Raw genomic sequence first — 18513 nt, 5'->3', positions numbered from 1 at the left:
TAGGACACATCATGGGAAGAGATCTTACACTTTATCCGAAAAAGGCCTCAAAGCAGGATCTGCGGGATCATCTTGTCGGGATGGGGTTTGAAAAGTGTGTTCATTGGTGGGATTGGCCTAAAGGAACGCTGAATTTCAGTTGGTTCGACGAGCAGGATTTCAACTCAATCGATGGCGTATCAGCTGACGTTTATCCAGTTTTAGGGGAAGAGCTAGAGGTTACCGGTAATCCCTGGGCACTACACGTTCGCAACGTTTATAGCGCAAGTTGGCATGACGTAAGTAAGCTGAATGAGGTTTTGAAAAGTGCACGTCGGAAATTCGGCGGAACGATTAAAGGCGACTATGGTACCAATCGCTATGCGCCACTATGGAAAGATATGAGTACTCCCCTCAGTCGAGGGTTGTCTTCGGTCGTCCTGCACGTTGAACGCGAAATTTCTGCAGTTCGACATGCCTTGCCTGAACCAACCTTTCACAATCCCACTGTCGCAACTGGCAAGGGCGCCGAGTTCATAGAATTTACAAACAGTATGGATCCAAGCCGAGTCATTTATAATGGCTTAGTTCCCTTTGCTGTGGCTGTCTTCGAGTACTTTTTTTCTCGGTCTTTTCAAATTCTTCTTCAGTATGACGAAGGAGCACAGACAAAGCTTCAGTCTCATCAACAGAAGGTAAAATTTGAAGATCTGCTTCAGGTCAAGAGCGGCAACAAAACCGTCGAGATGCTTGTGGCCGAAAGTTATACCTTTCAAAACCTAGATCAGCTTAATAGGGCATATAAGGATTGGGTTGGGATAGACGTACGCGCTTTGCTCTATAAAAAGAGGAAAATAGGTGCATCCATAGGTTATCTGGAAAATCGAGTGTCAGAAATTATTCAGTACAGGCATGGCGTCGTTCACCATCTGGCAATTGATAGGTCGCTCAAAAAGCAGGACTATTTGCATATTTTGAGAGCTATTGAACTGGCAATCGATGAATTTATTAGTCACATCGAAAGGCGCTACAGGATCAATGTCGAACGTGATTGAGCTGCCATATAACAATGCCATGCACAGGATGCCAAAGTCTTCGCTTCGCTCCGGCTTTGGCACCGGTGATGGCTGGCGTTATGGATAGGTGAGCATGGACTGGAAGACGTTTTTCGCACAGATGATCGACTCCCTAGCTTGGCCAGCAGTTGCTGTCTTCGTCGTATTTCTATTGCGAGACAAAATTACAGAACTACTTCCTCGTTTAAAAAAGTTTAGGCACAAAGAAACCGAAGTTGAGTTTGCAGAGGGTGTCACTGAGCTGGTGCAAGAGCGGCAAGCTCAAGGGATTCAAAACAATGAAGTCGAACAGACAGAAGAATATCAGGATCAATTCGGTTTCTTATCGCGGTTATCAGAGATATCACCAAGATCCGCTGTTCTTGAGGCTTTTCGTATAGTTGAAGCGGCCGCCGCGAAAAAGGCGGCACGAATATACCCGGATCTTGAGAGCCGGTATGCCAAGAGCCCTTTTCATTTGCAAAAGCTCCTCAAAGGTGAGGTTTTAACCAAAAACGAATTCCATCAGTTCGATCAGCTTCGAAGGCTCAGGAATGAAGCCGCACACACAGAGGAATTCGGTGTGAAAGGGATGCCAGTCGAGGCTTACATTGATATCGCTTTATCCATGGCTTCCCGGCTGGAAGCTGAAAATCCATAACCAGTGCAGGCAAGGGACGCTTCTGACGGCGCAACCCTGCTGCAAGCGTTATATCTAAGGAGATTTTCGAATGCCCTCGCGTATCTCTGGACAAGATTTGATTCAGCTCAAGGACGCTATTGTCCAAGATTTCGATTCGTCAAATTGGCGCGAGCTTGGTGCCCTCACAAATATGATTGATGAGGTCGAGAGACACCCTCGATTGCTACGGAGCCTCTCTTTTGGCGATCCTGATTATGACGGCTTGGCATTGACCTTTCTGCGAAGGATGATAGGTCAAGAAGACGAGAATCTTGATACTGTCGTGAAATATATTCACAAAACATGCGGCAATGCTGGGGAGAACGTTTCTAGTGAGGTAGCGCAAGGCCGAAAAATAGTTTTCTCTCCGACCATCTTCAATGTTCCCAGCGATCCTGTTGATACAAACCTGATCTCCGTCATGATGCCGTTCGACGCGTCAATGGCCGGAGTCTATAACGCTATTGTATCGGCTGCCCAACAAGCAGGTTTCGAGTGCCAAAGAGCGGATAACATTTGGGATCATTCGACCGTAATCCAAGATGTGTTTTCACTCATTTTCAAGTCTTACATCGTGGTATGTGATTTCACAGGCAAGAATCCGAACGTATTTTACGAAGCGGGTATCGCACACACGTTGGGAAAGCATGTGGTGCCAATTACTCAATCAGAGCAGGATGTACCTTTCGACTTAAGGCACCATCGTTTTGCCAAATATTTGAACAATGGTGAAGGCTTGGAGAGTTTAGAAGAGGGTTTAGCCAGTCGCTTTGCAACGTTGGCTACAAAGCGATCGAATTCAGGCTGGATATAACCAGGCCAGGCACGGCGACGCCTTTTCCATTGCGGCTTCGCCTCCATTCCAAAGCCGCGCGTGCTGCGGGCGTTAAAATTTTTTGCTGCTCTCTCACAGACTATGCTGTAATACGTTGTAGTCGCCAAATTCGGGGATATAGCCATGAGTGTCACCACAGTTCGCCTTCAAGCAGACGTTGAGCAGCATCTGGAAGCCATCGCCAGCAGGCTGCACAGGAGCAAAGGCTGGGTGATTAACCAGGCACTTGCGGAATACATAGAAAAGCAGCAGCTCGAGCAAGAGCGGTGGAAGCAAACATTAGAGGCAATGGAGTCTGCTGCCCAGGGCAAGGTTGTTGATGCCAGCGAGGTTCACAGCTGGCTTAAAAGCTGGGGAACTGAAAACGAGCAGGATGCGCCGGGGTCAGGTAAGTGAAACTGGTTTACACGGACGAAGCCATTGATGATTTGATACGTCTCCGGGATTTTATTGCGGTGCATAATCCGACGGCGGCAGCCAGGATAGCTTCAGACCTGGTTGGTAAAATCGAATTGCTGCCAGACTTCCCCAACATGGGCACGCCAGTTGAAATGGCACCGGTGCCTGACTCTATTCGAGATATGGTTTTCGGAAAATACGTCGTTCGATATTCGCTTCATACCAGTGCCATCATTATTCTCCGGGTTTGGCATGGCCTTGAGGGTGAGCGATAGCAATTTAACCCAACGCGGCACTTGGACGCTCTTGTCTCCGCTTCGATGCCTCAAGGCCACCTGTGCGCTGCCTCAGGTGCGACGGTTGGCGTTCACATCATCCGCAAGCCAAGCCTTGATCAGCGATTGGTAGGGCACCCGCTTGTTAGCTTCGATTTTGAACTGATCAAGCAGTGTTTCCGGCGACGCCCTTTACATTTCACCCTCGGCTCCATTTCATGGGCGCGCATGCTGCAGGCATGGGGTAGCCATCTAATAGGAGGATTGGATGTCTATTGATCCGATTGCAGTATGGGCGAATATGAAGTTGAAAATCTGGCCTGAACGGTACTGGATGTTAGAGCTAGGAGATGTATCCGCCGCTGATGCTGCTAGCGTGTTTGTCGAATGTGATGGCCGCTATAGCTGTTTGATTCGCGACCAAGCGGGTGTGTCGGCGATAGTCGAGTAAATAGCATTTGAACGCTTGAAATCCGAAGTCCCTGTCAGGGATTACTTCGGTTCGTTCCGTGTCGTTTCAACGGATGGAGACCTTCCCTTCGACGTCATCGGATTCCTTCGTCCTGTTTTAGAATTGCTAAATAATGAAGGGATCAAGGCAGGCCCCCAGTGCGGTGCCGTGTTTGATCACCTATTCATTTACGAACGGGATGTTGAGCGTGCAAACGCTCTGCTAGAGGATTTTATTAGTAAGGCTCGGGATCAATGACCCTACCCCTCTCCATGGTTATAAAATAATCAACTTTATTGGTGCGTGATGCGCAACGCGCTATAATGTCCTCATGATCAAATCATTCCGCCACAAAGGACTGAAGCGGTTCTACGCCACCGGTAGCACGGCGGGCATACAGCCTGATCACGCCGGGAAGCTGCGTATGCAGCTAGCTGCTCTGGATACCGCCTCGTCGGTGGAAGACATGGACATACCCGGTTTTCGGCTTGATCCCTTGAAGGGTAAAGACAAAGGACGGTGGTCGATTCGGGTTAACGGAAATTGGCGCATGACGTTCGAATTTCGGGACGGCAACGCTTACATTCTTGATTATGAGGATTATCACTGATGACGATGCATAACCCGCCGCATCCTGGTGAATTCATTCGGGAGGTATACTTGGAGCCTTTTGGTATCAGTTCTCGCCAATTGGCTTCCAGTTTAGGCGTCTCGCCCTCTACGCTGTCACGATTGCTCAAAGGGAATAGCGGTATCAGCCCTGAAATGTCTTTACGTCTGTCGAAGGTTCTCGGGCGCACCCCAGAAAGCTGGCTGGCAATGCAGGATATGTATGACCTATGGATGGCTCGCGGCACACTTAATTTGGACGATCTTCACCCTTTGGATTTTGAAGCCGCTTAACGAAAGCTACTCCTGAACTCTAGAGAGATCACCAACAAGCTATGAACTTACTCTTCCTCGGCACTTCCGCCGGTGTCCCCACCAAAAGCAGAAACGTCGCCGGGGTCGCGTTGCGCGAGAGCAAAGGGAAGGGGTGGTATCTGATAGATTGTGGTGAGGGCACTCAGCATCAGGTCTTGAACACCAAGCTGTCACTGAATGCATTGAAAGCCATATTGATTACCCATGTGCACGGCGACCACTGCTATGGGCTGCCGGGCCTACTGGCGAGTGCGGCGATGAATGGCCGAACACTGCCGCTGACCATTGTGGCGCCAGCGGGCATCAAGGCATGGCTGGACGCCACCTTTGAGGCCACCCAGCTATCGTTACCCTTCGCCTTGGAATTTGTCGATTCTGATGATCTGCCAAGCGTCGAGTTTGAGCGCATCTCGGTTGCTACCCACAGGCTTTCACACCGGGCGACGTCCTATGCTTATGGATTCACGGAGAGAAAGGTGGACGCTTCTCTGGACGTGGATAAGCTGATACAAAAGGGGATTCCCAGAGGGCCTTTGTGGGGGCAGTTGAAGCAAGGGATGGATATTGAATTTGCGGGCGAGTGGTTAAAAAGCCGTGATTTCCTGATCTTCAAACACAAGCCAAGAAAGGTGGTGATCGCCGGAGATAATGACCAGCCCGACTTGTTGTCGGAAGCATGCGCCGAGGCGCAGGTACTGGTGCATGAAGCGACTTACACTGAAGCCATGGCCGAAAAGGCGGGTGACTTCGGGCATAGCTACGCCGGTCAGGTCGCCACGTTTGCCGAATCGGTAAAGCTCTCCAATCTGGTGCTGACGCACTTCAGTCCTCGTTACCAGTTCCACCCCCTTGCCTCGCCATCCATTGAGGACATCCGTCAAGAGGCCTTGCGCGTCTATTCCGGCTCGCTTTATTTAGCGCGGGATTTTCTCGAATTCACCCTGAGCAAGTCGGGTCACTTATCTGAAGTGGCGGGCGAATAGGTGGGCCGTTTTTCGACCATCCTTCCGAAAATGCGGCTACTGAAAAAGGGGTGACGTCGCACCGGCCAGAAAGACAAATACGGCAAGCGCCACCAGACCCTGCCGGATAAAGGCTAGCGAGAGACGACGCCAGCCAGCACGTTTCATTTTGATCCAGTATAACTAACTTGTATCTGCCCAACGGGCGAAAAGTTGAGCTATCGAAGCTCGAGAACGTATGTGATGATCCCGACGTCACCCCCAGGTAGATGAACATAGCTGCTTCCAGCCTGCTCTGAACTATTCAAATTGCGTGTTCCATTCCTGACCCTTATGATACGTTAGGTAAAATATTCTTAGGGGATGGCGATGAGGCAAATGATGGGCATAGCCACGGCTTTGCTACTGTCTGGATGTATTGATCCAGGGCCGCCTCAGCCGAATATGTCTCTGGAAATAGGCGATGAAGGAGTAGTGTCCAACGCTGGGCGCATGTGTAACACCGTTGGGCTTTATGAGACTCTCAGAAAGAGATTCATGGATGCAACTCAGGAAGAGATGGACGCCTTCAATATTGCTTTAGAGGATGGAGGTTGCACGTCTGCATATGAGAAAGACTTACATTACAAGGTGCTGGATATTGGCCCCGTAGTGGAGCACCGCTCTGGCTGTAATCGTTACTACATGGTGACAATTGAGCTTGAGGGCCATGGCACGCGGTACGTTCACAATAGACGCATTACAGGCGAAACAGCAGAACAACTGGAATACATTATTAATTGCAATTAATGTCTTTTTTATATAGCAAGGAAAGCCATAAAGGCCGGTGAGGTGGGGCATAGCTATGCCAGACAGGTCGCCACGTTTGCCGAATCGGTAGCGCTCCCCAACTTGGTGTTGACGCACTTCAGCCCCCGTTACCAGCCCAACCCCCATGCGTTGCCTTCCATTGAGGACATTCGCAAAGAAGCCCTGAGCGTCTATTCCGGCTCGCTTTATTTGGCGCGGGATTTTGGCGAATACACCCTGGATAAAGCAGGCCACTTTTCTGAACTGGCAGGCGAGTAGTCAGTTTGTATTTCGGCCATGCTTGTAAGCAATGACTACCTGAAAACCGGTATCGCCAGAACCCCTCGCGCTATTTTCCTTGTCCTTGGCAAGGGAACTTTTATCGCTGTTTACACGCTGGTGGGTGGCCCGGACGCGCGGCAAGCTGTTTCGGTGCTCGGCTTTGCGGTCTTGTTAACGCTCGGCAACGGGCTGCTGAGGTTTGTTATTGCCCCGACACGCTACAAACCATAAATAATGACTTGGGTCGTTTGCACTTTGATCAAACGGCCTGTATGGCTATTATCCTCGTCGAGCTAATAAAAGTTAAATGGAATCAGCAATGGACATTTTCCGAGAAATTGAATCTTTAGAAATGGAGTTGGTTGATCCTGGCACCCGCAAGGATGCTGCTCGTCTGCAGGAGTTACTCTCAGATGAGTTTCTTGAGTTCGGTAGCTCTGGAGTGGTGATCCGTAAGAGTGACGTGCTAGACAGCGCCAATACTCCGAGCACAACCACCTATCAGCTCAGTGATTTCAAGTTCAAATCATTGGGAAATGAGCACATTTTGGTTACGTATCGGTCGATAAAATCACCTCGGGAAATAGCCTATCGAAGCTCTGTGTGGGTAAAGCAAGATGGTCGCTGGCAAATGCTGCATCACCAATCTACCGTAGTGACCTGAGCCGTTTAACAAGCGCCATCATTCGGAGCAACTTTTCGTTGGCGCTTCAAATTGTCCGGTGCTGCGGGCGTTCAAAAAAGGAGAGCCAACTGTGTCGCTAATGACTATCTTGTTGTTCATACCAGCGTGCTTTGCTCTGAACATGGCGCCTGGGCCCAATAATCTGCTGTCAATGGCTAACGCGAAGCGGTACGGCGTCAGAACTGCTTGCTATGCCGGTGTCGGTCGCCTGGTTGCCTTCGTGGGCATGATTACGCTTGCGGCGATGGGGCTTGCCACCGTGCTTTACACATCGGAAAAGTTATTTCTCATCATAAAGGTTGTCGGAGGCTTTTATCTGCTTTGGATTGCCTTTCAATTGTGGGCTGCAGATCCTTCTGACAATGAAAATGAAGCAATTGGAGGGAGAAGCTTGCTCCAATTGGGGCGGCAAGAGTTTCTTCTCGCGGCCGGAAACCCTAAGGCTATTTTGATTTTCACTGCTTTTCTGCCTCAGTTTGTCGACCCTGCCGGTTCTGTCGGATTTCAGTTCCTGGTGCTAGGTATCCTGTTTTTGGTACTTGAATGGATAGCGATAGCCGGGTATGCACTTGTCGGGAAAGTATTGCGTCATTGGTTTTCTCGACCTTCGATGCGTCTTGTGTTCAACCGGATTTGCTCGGGGCTACTGGGTAGTGCTGGCATTGGCCTTTTGCTGGCTCGTCGTGAGTGAACTAACAAACCGCGGTAGGCGGAAGTCCCTAACGGCCCGCCGGTTGGCTCTACGTTATGCATAGGGAGTCAATGCATGATCTTCGAGTTACCTGCACCAGAATTGCAAAACGCTGAACCATTGGTTGGCTGTATTGAGGCTCGTCGCAGTATAAGGCATTACTCAAAGGCGCCTTTACCATTAGGCCTCTTGTCCCAGTTGCTTTGGTCGGCTCAGGGAAGCACCGGTCCAGACCAAAAAAGAACAACTCCATCGGCCGGCGGGGTATACCCGCTCCATCTACGAATCGCGGTGCAACGAGTATCAGGGCTTGAGCCTGGTATTTATGAGTATATGGATGACAGTCATTCGCTGAAGCTTGTCGGTGATCGTGTCCCGGAAGGGACCATGCTAGAGCTAGGTATCGGCGATCAACCATGGTTGAAAGATGCGGCTATCGTCATCGGCGTCACAGCGAAACTTGGGGAGGCGGTTCGGCACTTTGAATGTCAGCCACCTCAGGGGGAACGCGGTGCTCGCTATGTGTATATGGAAGTGGGTGCTTTAGCGCAGAACATCCATCTTTTGAGTACGGCGCTCGGAGTCGGCTGTGTCCTGGTAGCAGGGTTTGATGATTTGAGGGTGAAGCAAGCACTGAGGTTACCCGCAGACTTGGAGCCGACGGCACTGCTGTGTATTGGGCAGCGGCAGGATGTCTAGCAGCGCATGACAATACGCGTCACGCTGATGGCCCTTACACCGCTTCGCCACTCAAACTACAACGCTTTTCGTACAGAGGAATCTATGCCAAGGATGCAAACACGCCCGCTGGTCGCAAGCCTGATTGCGCTAATGGGGTTATGGATGACGTTACGTCAATTGCCTGATGTCGTTTCATCGTTATTTATGGTGTTTTCTGATCAGGGAGATATACCGGCTAGCGTATTAACGATCCACGCGGTGCACTTTTTTAGTTACACGCTGATTGGTGTTGGTCTTATTTTGCTACGCGAGAAGCTGGCGGGTTGGCTGGTTCCACACGAGGCAAGCGTGTTGATGGGCATTCGAGCTTTGATGGCGGTTGGAACGGCGCTTATCGGTATTTACTTTATTGCCACCGGTGTCGTTTCCCTTGGCGAGAGTTTTGCGCAACAGCACTCAAGTGCCAACCCTTATTTATTATGGCGAGGAGGAGCCTCTTTAGCGATGGGGCTGGTTCTTTTTGTGGGGTCTGTGGGTATTCAAAGGTTATGGGTATTGCTGGTCGGGCTGCGACGTGTGTAGGTGGCTGGCGCATGAAGCCACCTACACCGAGCAGGTGACCCAGAAGGCGGGCGATGTCGGGCATGGCCCAAATTTGTCGCCGCTTATTAAAAGAGTGCCGGGCGAGTCAGTCGCGGCAATAGCCTTCACCTGTTGCTACTACCAGGCAGTCTTTTTTTTCCATTAGCCACTTCATACCTGTGGCTTCGCCGTCGCCCGCACGAAGCATCTGTGAGCGGTCCCCGCGGTTGAAGCGAATGCCCTCGGCGGTGGCTTGCCCTTCGAAAGTGCCGATTTGATCGGCATCCAGGCCGTAGCGCATGTGAAGGAGATAATGGCCCGGGCCTGCCGACTCGTCCTTGCTGATTTCCAGGAATAACCCTTCTACGCCAGTCCATCGGCCGACCCATTGGTCAGTCATCTGATGGTGGGGCGCGCTTTGCTCGGTTGCCGTACCTGAGTCGTTCACGTCGGAGGTTTCGGTATGGCTATTGTGAGCACAACCGCTGATAAGTAATAGGGTACTTAACGCTAACGCCGCTTTTTCCATGGCTGTCTCCTTATCACTACTGACGTTACTCACTATATACACGTAACATGCTTTCTTTAGTTTGATCGAATTTTGGGATATGTCGAAGGGATATACAAAATGCAGAAGGTAAGAATTGACCTAGTGTCCGATGTAGCCTGCCCATGGTGCGCGATCGGCTATCGGCGCTTAGAACAAGCGCTAGAAACGCTTGATGGCGAGATCGACGTTGAGCTTGTCTGGCAGCCCTTTGAGCTGAACCCGGACATGCCTCCCGAGGGCGAGCCGATCCTGGAGCACTTGTGCCGCAAGTATGGCAAAGATGCGGCCAGCATGGAGCAGTCCCAGCGCGAGATTATGGCCGTGGCCGAAGAGCTTGGGCTGAATTTTCGTGGCGCCCAGGAGCGTCGAGCGAACAATACCTTCGCTGCTCACCGCGTGCTGACGTGGGCCGCAACGCAAAACCTGGAGACGCCCCTGCAGTTGGCGCTGTTTGATGCCTACTTCGGTGAGGCGAAAAACCCTTCAGATCCCACCGTTCTGCGAGAGAAGGCCATTGAGGTCGGGCTAGATGGGGACGCCGCCGAGGCCATCGCCCGGTCGGATCAGTACGCGGATGAAGTTCGCGCGGCAGAACAGCGATTCATGGAGGCAGGGGTGAGCGCAGTGCCGGGCTTCATTCTCGATGGACGTTACCTGATTGCTGGCGCCCAGCCCGCCGACGTGCTTGTCGATGCGCTCCGTCAGGTGGCTGAAGAAAACGCAAACCGCTAATGCTTTAGAGGCTTCGGTCTGAATGGCGGCTAGTCAGGCTGGTTTCTATCGCAACGTCTTAAGCGCTGGCTTAAAGACTCAAAGCCAGCGCTTTAATTGCCCTGGATACGGCTATTTCAGGCATGGATATCCCCGGTTTTCGCCTTCACCCATTAAAGGGGAAGGATACAGGGCGATGGGCGATTTGGATTAATGGAACTTGGCGCATGACGTTCAAATTTCGGGATGGCAACGCCTACATTCTTGATTATGAGGATTATCACTAATGACGATGCATAACCCGCTGCATCCCGGAGAATTTATTCGAGAGGTTTACCTGGCACCCTTTTGTATCAGTTCCCGTCAGCTTGCGTCCAGTTTGGGTGTTTCACCCTCTACGCTTTCTCGATTACTTAAAGGGGATAGCGGTATTAGCCCCGAGATGTCATTGCGCTTGTCGAAGGTACTCGGGCGCACCCCCGAGAGCTGGCTGGCCATGCAGGATATGTATGACCTATGTATGGCCCGCAGCACAGTTAATTTAGACGATCTTCACCCTTTGGATTTTGAAGCTGCTTAACCAAGATGTCATAGGTTTTTTTCGGATCATTGAAAACGCTACTTATTGAGTACAAAAAGCACACAATGTGCTACGCTTTGGCTTATGAAACCGATCACGTGGAACCCAGAGAAAAACAGACTTCTCCAAAAGGAACGGGATATCTCTTTCGAGGATGTTGTTTTGCATATCTCGGTTGGGGGTATCCTAGATACGTTCGAGCATCCGAACCAGGACAGGTATCCGGGTCAGCAAATTCATGTGGTTGAGATAGAAGGGTATGCCTATTTGGTGCCCTTCGTGGAGTCGGAGGATGAGGTTTTTCTGAAAACGATCATTCCGAGCCGGAAAGCAACAAAAGCCTATTTGGGAGGTTCAAAATGAGTAGGTTAAATAAAGAAGAGCAAGATATTCTGGATGCATTTGATGCGGGAGAGTTGCGGCGAGCGACAGATATTGAGAACAGGAATGCGAGGCATCAGCAGTATGCTGATGCGATGTTCAAGAAAGATGCGCGCATCAATATCAGGCTTTCTTCCAAGGATCTTCGCGGTCTACAGAAAAAAGCCTTGGCGGAAGGCATTCCCTACCAAACGCTTGTTGCCAGTATCCTTCATAAATATGTAGAAGGTCGCTTGCATGAGGATCGGTAGCTAATCCGCCTATCCATTGAGTGAGCGCGCTGGCTTTAACTTCAAGCCAGCGCTCAATCCCTTACTGCAAAAACTCCCGCAGCGTATCGCTGGCTTGGTCGATGGATAAGACGCCATCCAAGTGGCCTCTATTACCTTCCAGAGTTTCAAGGGTAACGTCGGTACTGTCCGCTTCAATCAATTCCGCAGTGCGGCGAACACCTTCGGGAGGGAAAATTAAGTCTTTCTCGCTATACAGCATCAATGTCGGTGCTTCGATAGCGGCAAGCCCCGCTTCTAACGAGTCGCCGTGGCCTGCCATAAAGGTTTGGTTGGCCTGAACCAAGTATAGAAAATGGTTGGCATCGGAAACCTCAGCGCGGGCGGCGGCGATATCATCCAGGGTTTGCTCAATGGCGTAACGGGCGTTGATATCCTTGGCCGGGTCGCGATCTTCGTCGGCCCAGTCACGGTTAAAGGTGTCGTTGGCCCACTGCCAGTGGTTGGCGTTAAGCGTAACGAGCTTAAGCGCTTCTTTTAGCCCGTCGGTGGGTGGCTCGCCGTCGTAGTAGTTACCCTCGTTCCAGTTGGCATCCAGTCGAATCGGCGCTGCCCAGGCGCTGAGCGTCGCCAGCAGCCAGGGGTTGGCAACGCCGCTGCCGATAACGGGGATCAGGCGCTCGACCCAGTCAGGGTAGGCGCTGGCCCACTCAATGGCTTGTAGTGCGCCCATTGAGGCACCCATCACCGCATGCAGCGATTCAATGCCTTGGCTCTCCAACAGCTCGCGCTGTACTTCGACGAAGTCACGGATGGTCACCACCGGGAAATCCATGCCCCAGGGTTCGCCGGTGTCAGGGTTGATAGAGGCAGGCCCGGTGGTGGTGACGTTGGGATCAAAGGCATTCAGGTTGACCAGGGTATCCGAGGAGATAATGTAGTACTCATCAGTGTCCAGCGGCTTACCGGGCCCAATGATGGCATTCCAGTAGCCAGCCAGCTCGTCATCAGGGTCATAGCGGCCTGCTGCATGGCTGGTGCCGGAGAAAAAGTGGGTAATTAAAATAACGTTATCGCGAGCGTCGTTAAGTTCGCCGTAGGCCTCCCAACCCACCGTGACGTCGGGAATCGTCTCGCCGCCCTGGGTCGTGAAGCTGTCTATTGCGAAGGTTTGCTTCTCGACGACGCCATCCCAGGCCCAGAGGTGAGAAGCCAGAAGAAGGCCAAGGCCGGAACATAGCGTTGCCGCGAACAGCGTTTGTCGTGTAGGTGCCATAGGGTTGCCTTTAACGAGGGTTTATTGTGATTGTTTTGGCCACGGGCAGTGACCACCCTCTCAGCGTAGTAGACCCTAGCGCCTTTTAAACGGATTCAACCCATTGGCCTGCTGCATCATCATGCGCTTGGCGAGCGGGAAGCGTTCGGCGAGCTGCAGGCTTAAATCGCCCAGTTGGCGTAGCGGTTTGGCGCCGGTAAACAGGTGGTGGAAGCTGTCGGTGGCGGCGATCATTGCCTGGTTGGCTGCACGGCGCTGGCACTCAAAACGGAGTAGGTTGACGTAGTCGCCGGGGTCGCGGCCTTGAATGATAATCTCGGCCAGCGTGTCGGCGTCGTGGAGGCCGATATTTAACCCCTGGCCCGCCAGCGGGTGCACCACATGGGCGGCATCACCAATCAGCGCCAGGCGCTTGCCGATATAGCGCTGGGCGTGCTGGCGCTTGATGGGAAAGCTGGCCCGCGCGACGATACGGGTGAGCTTGCCCAGGCGAGTAGGGAAGGCCGTTTCAATGGCCGTTTTGAGCGCTTCGTCGTCCAGCTGTTCGCGGTCTTTGATGGCGTCGTCGCTGTCGTACCACACCAGGGAGGCGCGCTGGCCGGGCAGCGGCAGCATAGCCAGTGGGCCGGTGGGGGTAAAACATTGCCAACTGACATCCTGCTGAGGCAGTTCGGTTTCCACGTTAATGATCATCGCCAGCTGGTGATAGTCGTAGCTGCTAACGCTAATCCCGGCCAGCTCGCGCAGGGTGGACTGCGCGCCGTCAGCCCCGACAATCAGCCGTGCGCTTAGGGTTTTACCGTTATCCAGCTCAAGCAGGCGGGCGGAGGTGGCTGAGATGGTGGTCAGCGGTGCGCAGTGGGTATAACAGGTAACGCTGGGCAGCTGTTCCAAGCGCTGCCAGAGCGCATATTGCAGGGTGAGGTTTTCGACGAAAATGCCGAAGTCTTCCATGCCGCTCTCTTCAGCAGAAAACAGCGAGTGGCCTGAGCCATCCTGGTTAAAAACATCGATATGCCGAAAAGGGCAGCTGCGTTCTTCGGGCAGTGCTGTGCCGCTGGCTTTGATAAACGCGAGAGAACGCGCATTCAGCGATGAAATTCGCAGGTCGTAATCGCCACTCGGTGCGGTGGGTGCATCATCACGCTCAACCAGGCCAATCGAGAAGCCCGCGTGGCCTAGGCGGGCAGCAAGCGCAGCGCCCACCATGCCGCCACCGACAATAATAATGTCATGGTCCTGCTGCATAAGAGTATCTCCTGGGTGCACAATAACCGATGAAGGGCGCGTTGCATGGCCCGCTGATGTTCTACAGTATCACTGACTCATAACCACATTGCCTAGAGGTGAACTATTGACGCAGGCCGTGGAAATTGCAAAAAGCGTTAGCCAGGCGGGTGAGGAGCTGGCTGATTTTATTCAGCGCTACCCCAAGCTGTGGGTGATTACCGGGGCGGGAGTGAGTACCGATAGCGGCATTCCCGACTACCGCGATGCGGATGGCCAGTGGAAACGGCCCCCGCCTGTTCAGCATGGCGATTTTATGGGCTCCTTTGCGGTGCGCCAGCGTTACTGGGCGCGCGCGTTAGTGGGCTTTAAAGCAATGCGCGAGGCCCAGGTGAGTGGCGCCCATAAAGCCCTGGCGGCATTGGAGGCAATGGGGTTTATCGAGCTGCTGGTGACGCAGAATGTCGATCGGCTGCATCAGCGGGCGGGGTCTAAGAGGGTGGTTGATCTACATGGCCGGGCAGATTTAGTGAAGTGCATGAGCTGCGATTACACGATGATGCGCCACGCCATGCATAGCGAGATGGCCGTTATGAACCCGCGCTTTGCCGCGTTGGATGCACGCTATGCACCGGACGGCGATGCCGACCTGGAAACCGATTTCAGCACCTTTAAGGTGTTTGACTGCCCGCGCTGTGGCGGGATTTTAAAGCCGGACGTGGTTTATTACGGCGACGTCGTGCCACCCGCTAGGCGCCTTGCTGCTCAGGCGGGGCTGAGTAATGCCGGTGCGGTGTTGGCGGTGGGGACCTCGTTGATGGTGTTTTCCGGCTACCGCTTCTGCCGTGATGCGCATGGGCTGGGCCTGCCGGTTGCATCGCTCTCGCTTGGCGTCACACGGGCTGACGCGCTATTGACCCATCAGTGGCGTGCGCCGTTAACGCCGGTGCTTGAACAGGCTGTCAGCTGTTTACAGAGCGATTAGCGCGCCTTTGAAACCCACGGGTTGCCCTCACACCAAAATCGCCAGGGGGCGTCGCGGTGCTCGGGCTTAGCGTAATCAATGCCTACTCGTGGGCCGCTGGCGATCACGGCATCGTGCGTTGCGGCGCTGATCCATAGCTTGTCAGCCTGGGTCATATCATGGCCATACAGGGCTTTATCAATACTGAGGGCACGGGTGAGCTTGCCCGGGCCATTGCTAAGCTGTTTTCCGGTTGCTTGGCGGGTGGCGCGCATAGCGGCTTCGTTGGCGGTGGGCTCCACGGCGCGAATTAACACCGCACAGGGCGAGCCGTCGGGTTCCGTGACCACGTTGAGTAGCCAATGCATGCCATAGACGAGATACACATACGCATGGCCAGCTGCCCCGAACATGGCTTCGGTGCGCGGGGAGCGACGGCGGTGGGCATGGCAGGCAGAATCCTCAACGCCGCAATAGGCCTCTGTTTCAACAATCCTCGCGGCCATCTGCTCGCCGTTATGCTCACGCACCAGCCAACAGCCCAGCATGTCGCGGGCGACCTCAAGCGTGTTGCGGTTATAAAAATCCCGCCCAAGCGGGGCCAGGCAATGGTCTAGGGCAATCGGCATGATAGAGAGGCTTCGCTTCGGCGTTTACTTGAGTAAAATGCTAGGGTATTAACAAACCACAGCCAATAGACGCGGAGTTAGTCGTGCTGTCATTTGAACATCGCTACGCCACCTTACCAGAACCTCTCTGGGTCGCCAGCCAGGCAACGCCGGTTGAGCACCCTGAGCTGATTGCCTTTAACGCGCCGCTCGCCTACGAGCTGGGTGCCCAGGACATACCTGATGCCACCACGCTTGCCGAATGGTTCAGCGGCAACCAGCTACCGCCCGGTGCCCAGCCGGGCGCACTCGGCTACGCGGGCCACCAGTTCGGCAACTTCGTGCCGCAGCTGGGCGATGGCCGTGCGCTGCTGCTGGGTGAAGTTGTCGACCAGAATGGTGTACGCCGGGATGTGCAGCTCAAAGGCAGCGGCCGCACGCCGTTCTCCCGCGGTGGTGATGGTCGCTCGCCGCTGGGGCCGGTGCTGCGTGAGTATCTGGTCAGCGAGTTTATGGCCGCCATGGGTATTCCCACCACGCGTGCGTTAGCCGCGGTCACCACTGGCGAGCGCGTGGTGCGCCAATTGCCCGAGCCCGGCGCGGTGTTTACCCGCGTGGCTACCAGCCATATCCGGGTGGGGACTTTTCAATTTATTGCGGCTCGCCGGGATGAAGCGGCGTTAAAGGCGCTGGCGGATCATGTCATTGAGCGCCACTACCCCGACGCCGCCGCGGCAGAAGACCCCTACATGGCGCTGCTGGAAGCCGTGGTCGCTCGCCAAGCCGTATTGATTGCCCGGTGGATGAGCATCGGCTTTATCCATGGCGTGATGAATACCGATAACACCAGTATCGCTGGAGAAACCATCGATTACGGCCCCTGCGCTTTTATGGAGCAATTTGACCCGCAAAAGGTCTTTAGCTCCATCGATGAAGGCCGCCGCTATGCGTTTGCCAACCAGCCAACGATTGCCCAGTGGAACCTGGCCCGCTTTGCCGAAACATTGCTGCCGCTCATGCACGCAGAGGGCGATGCATTAGTAGCGCAAGCTACCGATGCCATTCGCCGCTTTCAGCCGCTGTTTGATACCGAACAGCGCCGCCTGCATGCCAAAAAATTGGGCCTGGAGGCGGAAAACGACCAAGCTGTGCCATTGATGGAAGGGCTGGAAAGCCAGATGCACCAGGGGCGGATGGATATGACCGCGACCTTTGATGCGCTCACCCAGTACGCCGCCTCGTCGAGTGATGAAAACCGTGAGGCGTTGCTGGCGCTAACGCTGAATCCCGAGGCGCTGGGCGAGTGGTTAAGCCAGTGGCAAGCGGCGCAAGTCGCCAGCCAAAACGCTGAACGCCTAGCGGCCATGCGCCAAGCCAACCCGATCATTATTCCCCGCAACCACCGGGTTCAGGAGGTGATCAATGCCGCTATCGAGGGTGACTTTGCGCCTTTTCACACTCTGTTAGCGGTGGTGACCAAGCCGTTCGATGATTCCGTTGAAGCACGCCGACTGGCGGCGCCAGCCACGGAAAGCGAGCAGGTACTGAGAACGTTCTGCGGCACCTGATGCTGTGATAAGCTGTGGTTTTTTACAGTTGGATGGGTAACCAGTGCGCAAAATTATTCACTGCGACTGTGACTGTTTTTACGCCGCGGTGGAAATGCGCGATAACCCCGCGTTGCGGGATATCCCGATTGCCATTGGCGGCAGTGTCGAGCAGCGCGGGGTGGTCGCCACCTGTAACTACCCCGCCCGGGAGTTTGGTATTCACTCGGCGATGCCGATGGGCCAAGCGCTGAAGCGCTGCCCGCATTTGACGTTGATTCGCGGCGATATGGCCAAATATAAAGCGGTCGCCCGCCAAGTGTTTGCGATTTATCGCGAAGTGACCGAGCTGATTGAGCCGCTCTCCCTGGATGAGGCGTTTTTGGATGTCTCAGCGGTCACCCAGCATCACGGTAGCGCGACGCTAATGGCAGAAGCGATTCGCGAGCGGGTCAGCCGTGAGGTAGGGATTACCGTCTCGGCCGGTGTGGCGCCCAACAAGTTTCTGGCCAAAATCGCCAGCGACTGGAACAAGCCCGATGGGCTGTGTGTGATCACGCCGGATAAGGTCGACAGCTTTGTGCAACAGCTGCCGGTGAAAAAAATCCACGGCGTTGGCCCCCGCACGGCAGAAAAAATGGCAGGGCTGGCTATTCACACCTGCGCCGATTTACGCGCTCGCCCGCTGACTGAGCTGGTGGAGCATTTTGGCCGCTTTGGCAAGCGCCTGCATGAGCTAAGCTGGGGCCGCGACGAGCGCCCGGTGAAAACTCACCGCGAGCGCAAATCAATAAGCACCGAGCAGACCTACGCCCAGGATTTACCCACCCTTGACGCCTGCCGCCATGAGCTACCGGCGCTGATCGACGACTTAGAGCGCCGCTACGCACGGCTTGACCCACCCCTGGCGGTGCGTGGTCTGATCGTCAAAGTGAAGTTTAACGATTTTACCCAAACCACCGTCGAACACGCCGACCCGGCGCCCAACCTTGAACAGTTTGAAACCTTGCTTAACGTTGGTTGGGCCAGAGGCGAGCGCCCCGTGCGCCTGCTAGGCGTAGGCTATCGGTTAGCGGAAAACAGCCAGGAGCAGCAGCTGTCGCTGTTTTAATGATTGGCTGATCAATAGATCATATTTAAAGCCTAGGCTGGCGCTATTGACGGGCG

At 53.8% G+C, this 18513-nt stretch carries 28 protein-coding genes; 24 read left to right on the top strand and 4 right to left on the bottom strand.

All coding sequences use genetic code 11. The annotated features are described in order from the left end of the window. The first annotated feature begins 11 nt into the window (after positions 1 to 11). From HVA01_RS13875 to HVA01_RS13800, 16 genes are all read left to right on the top strand, one after another. Positions 12 to 1034, top strand: a complete 1023-nt coding sequence (locus tag HVA01_RS13875; protein WP_146876009.1) for a hypothetical protein — start codon at positions 12 to 14, stop codon at positions 1032 to 1034. Between the two features lie 94 nt (positions 1035 to 1128). Beyond that, complete coding sequence (locus HVA01_RS13870; RefSeq protein ID WP_146876008.1) at positions 1129 to 1695, top strand: hypothetical protein; 567 nt, start codon at positions 1129 to 1131, stop codon at positions 1693 to 1695. Between the two features lie 70 nt (positions 1696 to 1765). Continuing rightward, on the top strand, positions 1766 to 2530 hold the full coding sequence (locus HVA01_RS13865) for a hypothetical protein (RefSeq protein ID WP_146876007.1): 765 nt from the start codon (positions 1766 to 1768) through the stop codon (positions 2528 to 2530). 144 nt (positions 2531 to 2674) lie between these two features. Beyond that, entirely contained in the window at positions 2675 to 2947 is a 273-nt protein-coding gene (locus tag HVA01_RS13860) for a CopG family ribbon-helix-helix protein (protein WP_146876006.1), read from the top strand. Continuing rightward, a complete protein-coding gene (locus HVA01_RS13855; RefSeq protein ID WP_146876005.1) occupies positions 2944 to 3225 on the top strand; it encodes a type II toxin-antitoxin system RelE/ParE family toxin in 282 nt (93 codons plus the stop codon). The genes HVA01_RS13860 and HVA01_RS13855 overlap by 4 nt, the downstream gene beginning before the upstream one ends. Before the next feature lie 268 nt (positions 3226 to 3493). Beyond that, positions 3494 to 3676, top strand: coding sequence for a hypothetical protein (locus HVA01_RS13850; RefSeq protein ID WP_146876004.1), 183 nt, complete (start codon positions 3494 to 3496; stop codon positions 3674 to 3676). Between the two features lie 331 nt (positions 3677 to 4007). Beyond that, positions 4008 to 4286 carry a type II toxin-antitoxin system RelE/ParE family toxin gene (locus HVA01_RS13845; protein WP_146876003.1) on the top strand — a complete coding sequence of 93 codons (279 nt, stop codon included), beginning with the start codon at positions 4008 to 4010 and terminating at the stop codon, positions 4284 to 4286. Further along, on the top strand, positions 4286 to 4579 hold the full coding sequence (locus HVA01_RS13840; protein ID WP_066321251.1) for a HigA family addiction module antitoxin: 294 nt from the start codon (positions 4286 to 4288) through the stop codon (positions 4577 to 4579). The genes HVA01_RS13845 and HVA01_RS13840 overlap by 1 nt, the downstream gene beginning before the upstream one ends. 41 nt (positions 4580 to 4620) lie before the next feature. Next, positions 4621 to 5583, top strand: a complete 963-nt coding sequence (locus tag HVA01_RS13835) for a ribonuclease Z (RefSeq protein ID WP_146876002.1) — start codon at positions 4621 to 4623, stop codon at positions 5581 to 5583. A gap of 516 nt (positions 5584 to 6099) precedes the next feature. Continuing rightward, the gene (locus HVA01_RS13830) at positions 6100 to 6351 is read left to right on the top strand and encodes a hypothetical protein (RefSeq protein WP_146876001.1); all 252 of its coding nucleotides are present in this window, start codon (positions 6100 to 6102) and stop codon (positions 6349 to 6351) included. 42 nt (positions 6352 to 6393) lie between these two features. Next, the gene (locus HVA01_RS13825; RefSeq protein ID WP_307725362.1) at positions 6394 to 6630 is read left to right on the top strand and encodes an MBL fold metallo-hydrolase; all 237 of its coding nucleotides are present in this window, start codon (positions 6394 to 6396) and stop codon (positions 6628 to 6630) included. Positions 6631 to 6648: 18 nt separating this feature from the next. Continuing rightward, positions 6649 to 6864: a hypothetical protein gene (locus HVA01_RS13820; RefSeq protein WP_146876000.1), complete on the top strand. Its 216-nt coding sequence runs from the start codon at positions 6649 to 6651 to the stop codon at positions 6862 to 6864. A gap of 88 nt (positions 6865 to 6952) precedes the next feature. Continuing rightward, entirely contained in the window at positions 6953 to 7297 is a 345-nt protein-coding gene (locus tag HVA01_RS13815; protein ID WP_170243520.1) for a nuclear transport factor 2 family protein, read from the top strand. Between the two features lie 91 nt (positions 7298 to 7388). Continuing rightward, on the top strand, positions 7389 to 8009 hold the full coding sequence (locus tag HVA01_RS13810) for a LysE family translocator (protein ID WP_146875998.1): 621 nt from the start codon (positions 7389 to 7391) through the stop codon (positions 8007 to 8009). Positions 8010 to 8084: 75 nt separating this feature from the next. Further along, entirely contained in the window at positions 8085 to 8708 is a 624-nt protein-coding gene (locus HVA01_RS13805; RefSeq protein WP_146875997.1) for a SagB/ThcOx family dehydrogenase, read from the top strand. Positions 8709 to 8714: 6 nt separating this feature from the next. Beyond that, complete coding sequence (locus HVA01_RS13800; protein WP_246129638.1) at positions 8715 to 9272, top strand: hypothetical protein; 558 nt, start codon at positions 8715 to 8717, stop codon at positions 9270 to 9272. 106 nt (positions 9273 to 9378) lie between these two features. Here HVA01_RS13800 and HVA01_RS13795 read toward each other — a convergent pair whose 3' ends face one another. Continuing rightward, the gene (locus tag HVA01_RS13795) at positions 9379 to 9801 is read right to left on the bottom strand and encodes a hypothetical protein (RefSeq protein ID WP_146875996.1); all 423 of its coding nucleotides are present in this window, start codon (positions 9799 to 9801) and stop codon (positions 9379 to 9381) included. 99 nt (positions 9802 to 9900) lie between these two features. Between HVA01_RS13795 and HVA01_RS13790 the strand changes: the two genes are divergently transcribed. From HVA01_RS13790 to HVA01_RS13770, 5 genes are all read left to right on the top strand, one after another. Next, positions 9901 to 10554: a DsbA family oxidoreductase gene (locus HVA01_RS13790; protein ID WP_146875995.1), complete on the top strand. Its 654-nt coding sequence runs from the start codon at positions 9901 to 9903 to the stop codon at positions 10552 to 10554. Positions 10555 to 10649: 95 nt separating this feature from the next. Beyond that, positions 10650 to 10820: a type II toxin-antitoxin system RelE/ParE family toxin gene (locus HVA01_RS13785; protein ID WP_371860153.1), complete on the top strand. Its 171-nt coding sequence runs from the start codon at positions 10650 to 10652 to the stop codon at positions 10818 to 10820. Next, entirely contained in the window at positions 10820 to 11113 is a 294-nt protein-coding gene (locus HVA01_RS13780; protein ID WP_146875993.1) for a HigA family addiction module antitoxin, read from the top strand. The genes HVA01_RS13785 and HVA01_RS13780 overlap by 1 nt, the downstream gene beginning before the upstream one ends. Positions 11114 to 11197: 84 nt before the next feature. Then, complete coding sequence (locus HVA01_RS13775) at positions 11198 to 11476, top strand: BrnT family toxin (protein ID WP_146875992.1); 279 nt, start codon at positions 11198 to 11200, stop codon at positions 11474 to 11476. Then, on the top strand, positions 11473 to 11745 hold the full coding sequence (locus tag HVA01_RS13770) for an antitoxin (RefSeq protein ID WP_146875991.1): 273 nt from the start codon (positions 11473 to 11475) through the stop codon (positions 11743 to 11745). The genes HVA01_RS13775 and HVA01_RS13770 overlap by 4 nt, the downstream gene beginning before the upstream one ends. 61 nt (positions 11746 to 11806) lie before the next feature. On the opposite strand, the gene HVA01_RS13765 is transcribed toward HVA01_RS13770, so the two are convergent. Next, positions 11807 to 13000, bottom strand: coding sequence for an E22 family MetX-like putative esterase (locus HVA01_RS13765; protein WP_146875990.1), 1194 nt, complete (start codon positions 12998 to 13000; stop codon positions 11807 to 11809). Positions 13001 to 13075: 75 nt separating this feature from the next. Then, positions 13076 to 14248, bottom strand: coding sequence for a UbiH/UbiF/VisC/COQ6 family ubiquinone biosynthesis hydroxylase (locus HVA01_RS13760; protein ID WP_146875989.1), 1173 nt, complete (start codon positions 14246 to 14248; stop codon positions 13076 to 13078). A 106-nt stretch (positions 14249 to 14354) separates the two neighbouring features. On the opposite strand from HVA01_RS13760, the gene HVA01_RS13755 reads away from it, so the two are divergent. Next, entirely contained in the window at positions 14355 to 15212 is an 858-nt protein-coding gene (locus HVA01_RS13755) for an NAD-dependent protein deacetylase (protein ID WP_146875988.1), read from the top strand. On the opposite strand, the gene HVA01_RS13750 is transcribed toward HVA01_RS13755, so the two are convergent. After that, on the bottom strand, positions 15209 to 15820 hold the full coding sequence (locus HVA01_RS13750; protein ID WP_146875987.1) for a DNA-3-methyladenine glycosylase: 612 nt from the start codon (positions 15818 to 15820) through the stop codon (positions 15209 to 15211). The genes HVA01_RS13755 and HVA01_RS13750 overlap by 4 nt on opposite strands. Before the next feature lie 83 nt (positions 15821 to 15903). On the opposite strand from HVA01_RS13750, the gene HVA01_RS13745 reads away from it, so the two are divergent. Together HVA01_RS13745 and dinB are read left to right on the top strand one after the other, a co-directional pair. Beyond that, positions 15904 to 17367 carry a protein adenylyltransferase SelO gene (locus HVA01_RS13745; protein ID WP_146875986.1) on the top strand — a complete coding sequence of 488 codons (1464 nt, stop codon included), beginning with the start codon at positions 15904 to 15906 and terminating at the stop codon, positions 17365 to 17367. 43 nt (positions 17368 to 17410) lie between these two features. Next, positions 17411 to 18457, top strand: coding sequence for a DNA polymerase IV (gene dinB / locus HVA01_RS13740; protein ID WP_146875985.1), 1047 nt, complete (start codon positions 17411 to 17413; stop codon positions 18455 to 18457). Positions 18458 to 18513: the final 56 nt, after the last annotated feature.

This window comes from Halovibrio variabilis (assembly GCF_007991175.1).
Taxonomy (GTDB): Bacteria; Pseudomonadota; Gammaproteobacteria; order Pseudomonadales; family Halomonadaceae; genus Vreelandella; species Vreelandella variabilis.
Note: the sequence above shows the minus strand (reverse complement) of the source record. Positions and strands in the feature narration are given on the sequence as shown.

Coding starts and splice junctions, on each gene's coding strand:
- HVA01_RS13840 (WP_066321251.1), top strand. CDS start 4,286: ATGACGATGCATAACCCGCCGCATCCTGGTGAATTCATTCGGGAGGTA.
- HVA01_RS13805 (WP_146875997.1), top strand. CDS start 8,085: ATGATCTTCGAGTTACCTGCACCAGAATTGCAAAACGCTGAACCATTG.
- HVA01_RS13775 (WP_146875992.1), top strand. CDS start 11,198: ATGAAACCGATCACGTGGAACCCAGAGAAAAACAGACTTCTCCAAAAG.
- HVA01_RS13790 (WP_146875995.1), top strand. CDS start 9,901: ATGCAGAAGGTAAGAATTGACCTAGTGTCCGATGTAGCCTGCCCATGG.
- HVA01_RS13815 (WP_170243520.1), top strand. CDS start 6,953: ATGGACATTTTCCGAGAAATTGAATCTTTAGAAATGGAGTTGGTTGAT.
- HVA01_RS13795 (WP_146875996.1), bottom strand. CDS start 9,801: ATGGAAAAAGCGGCGTTAGCGTTAAGTACCCTATTACTTATCAGCGGT.
- HVA01_RS13800 (WP_246129638.1), top strand. CDS start 8,715: ATGACAATACGCGTCACGCTGATGGCCCTTACACCGCTTCGCCACTCA.
- HVA01_RS13835 (WP_146876002.1), top strand. CDS start 4,621: ATGAACTTACTCTTCCTCGGCACTTCCGCCGGTGTCCCCACCAAAAGC.
- HVA01_RS13850 (WP_146876004.1), top strand. CDS start 3,494: ATGTCTATTGATCCGATTGCAGTATGGGCGAATATGAAGTTGAAAATC.
- HVA01_RS13820 (WP_146876000.1), top strand. CDS start 6,649: ATGCTTGTAAGCAATGACTACCTGAAAACCGGTATCGCCAGAACCCCT.
- HVA01_RS13750 (WP_146875987.1), bottom strand. CDS start 15,820: ATGCCGATTGCCCTAGACCATTGCCTGGCCCCGCTTGGGCGGGATTTT.
- HVA01_RS13865 (WP_146876007.1), top strand. CDS start 1,766: ATGCCCTCGCGTATCTCTGGACAAGATTTGATTCAGCTCAAGGACGCT.
- HVA01_RS13770 (WP_146875991.1), top strand. CDS start 11,473: ATGAGTAGGTTAAATAAAGAAGAGCAAGATATTCTGGATGCATTTGAT.
- HVA01_RS13830 (WP_146876001.1), top strand. CDS start 6,100: ATGGATGCAACTCAGGAAGAGATGGACGCCTTCAATATTGCTTTAGAG.
- HVA01_RS13780 (WP_146875993.1), top strand. CDS start 10,820: ATGACGATGCATAACCCGCTGCATCCCGGAGAATTTATTCGAGAGGTT.
- HVA01_RS13860 (WP_146876006.1), top strand. CDS start 2,675: ATGAGTGTCACCACAGTTCGCCTTCAAGCAGACGTTGAGCAGCATCTG.
- HVA01_RS13870 (WP_146876008.1), top strand. CDS start 1,129: ATGGACTGGAAGACGTTTTTCGCACAGATGATCGACTCCCTAGCTTGG.
- HVA01_RS13765 (WP_146875990.1), bottom strand. CDS start 13,000: ATGGCACCTACACGACAAACGCTGTTCGCGGCAACGCTATGTTCCGGC.
- HVA01_RS13845 (WP_146876003.1), top strand. CDS start 4,008: ATGATCAAATCATTCCGCCACAAAGGACTGAAGCGGTTCTACGCCACC.
- HVA01_RS13875 (WP_146876009.1), top strand. CDS start 12: ATGGGAAGAGATCTTACACTTTATCCGAAAAAGGCCTCAAAGCAGGAT.
- HVA01_RS13760 (WP_146875989.1), bottom strand. CDS start 14,248: ATGCAGCAGGACCATGACATTATTATTGTCGGTGGCGGCATGGTGGGC.